Consider the following 1,983-nt stretch of genomic DNA (forward strand, 5'->3'; position numbering starts at 1 on the left):
CTTCAAGTAGGTTTCAACGGAAGCGATAACGATCCGAGCTTCGATTGCTAGTAATTCGATACCAACTAAGGAAACACGAACCCAAGCGTCAATTACGATACCTTTGTCGAGGATTCTATCAATAACTTCTGCCAAGCTGGAGGAAGAATTGGTTTTTTCAACTGCCATTTTTTTAATTCCTTGTTATTTGTTGTCGGAATTTTGGGTAATGAGGTTAATAACTATAAATATGAGTCATGGTTATTTTCTAACTTGGGAACTTGCTTAATTAAATTAAGCAGGTACTGCTGCTGATTGGGTTAAACCAACTGCTTCAGCATACTTCAAGTAGGTTTCAACGGAAGCGATAACGATCCGAGCTTCGATTGCTAGTAATTCGATACCAACTAAGGAAACACGAACCCAAGCGTCAATTACGATACCTTTGTCGAGGATTCTATCAATAACTTCTGCCAAGCTGGAGGAAGAATTGGTTTTTTCAACTGCCATTTTTTTAATTCCTTGTTGTTAGTTTTATGACTATTGGTTAAGTAATTTCTTAACCCTTAAACAAACTATCATCTAATTTTTATGATGTAAAGTAAAATTCCGTCAAGAAATGTAAAGTTTATGAGTCACAGAAAATGAGAGAAAAATGAAATTAAGTGAAAATATACATCATGCTAAATCATCAATACGTACAAAATCTGGATAGCATAATATTTTTCAAACTTAGAGACCGCTAAGAAAGTTACACAGTAATGAATTTATAGAATAACGCTTGTTTATTGCATATTATTATTATTATTATTTAATATCCGTAAAATTATTACTGTGTAAGGGTTTCATGTATAACATCTAACGCCACTCTAGGATCTATTAGCAAATCCTAAGTGGTAAAATTATCCATTAAAAATTACCTTGAAATATCTAAAAAGCACATTACATATTTTGTCTATATGACTACTATTGTATTTTTTCTATGACTACTATTGTATTTTCCATATGATTACTATTGTATTTTTGATAGCATACGTGGCCATACATAACTAAGTATTCTAGCGTGATCAGATGGAATCTTGAATGCATAAAATCTTTGATAATGGTGCTTTGGAATGTCGCTAACACACCCTACGTATCCTTTCCTTTTAAAGATCAAACTGGATCTTTATATATACAGCCTAAATTACGTGAACTTTTACAAATTGTTTTAATGAAAAAAAGCTACACAAATAAGTATTAATACTTAATAGTAGATGGGCAGGAAAAAACGCAGTATCTTATGTAACGAAAAGTAAACTAGTTCGTGATGGCTACTCCAATCAAATTCCTATAGATATAAGTAATGAGACAAAATTAATTACACAAATATTTGGACTGAAATCCTTAATGGACAAAGGATTGGTAAATAAATAATAGTAATTAATTCTATCCAGGTACTTACCTCATCCATCTTGAAACCTAAAGTGAAGTTTTTGTCAGTTTAAAACCCCTCCCCTTGGTAAGGCTACGGTGTACACAGAAGTCTGATCAAGTTGCCTAACAGGGTTTTGATCCCCCCTAGCCCCCCTTAAAAAGGGGGGAAATTTTCTTGAAGTCCCCCTTGGAAAGGGGGATTTAGGGGGATCTGATGATTTGTGTGTACACGGTAGTTGGTAAGGGGAGGGTAGGTTTTGCTTTAGCAAAACCGGGGTGGGGTAATTCGTTGACACTCTCAGGGCTGAAGCCACTGAGATTCTTAAAATTTTGCAATCCTAATATCCTGTTTGCACAGGTTCCCAAACTCAACACGTTTGCACAAAAGTGCGTGCTGATACTGCTAGTTGCTTTACTTGGAGAGACCCCAATACCGCACTGGCTCATCTTTTGGGCGTTTAGCTGTTAAACAGCAAGTTTCGCGGAGTCCCCACGTACTATATTTCGACTTCGCTCAATACAAGTTTTGAAAGCTCTATCTCTAATTGTTTTGGCAGCACCAATATCGGCGTGTTCGTGATACCCACA

The 1,983-nt window shown here is 35.7% G+C and carries 2 protein-coding genes; both read right to left on the minus strand.

Features of this window, described 5'->3' with window-relative positions:
* A partial coding sequence (gvpJ, locus tag AN486_RS26410; RefSeq protein WP_290603048.1) for a gas vesicle protein GvpJ occupies positions 1–168 on the minus strand: 168 nt, incomplete at its 3' end.
* Positions 169–273: 105 nt separating this feature from the next.
* Positions 274–489: a gas vesicle structural protein GvpA gene (gene gvpA, locus AN486_RS26415; protein ID WP_015080752.1), complete on the minus strand. Its 216-nt coding sequence runs from the start codon at positions 487–489 to the stop codon at positions 274–276.
* Between the last annotated feature and the right edge of the window lie 1,494 nt (positions 490–1,983).

It is taken from the genome of Anabaena sp. AL93 (assembly GCF_001672085.1).
GTDB classification, from domain to species: Bacteria; Cyanobacteriota; Cyanobacteriia; order Cyanobacteriales; family Nostocaceae; genus Dolichospermum; species Dolichospermum heterosporum.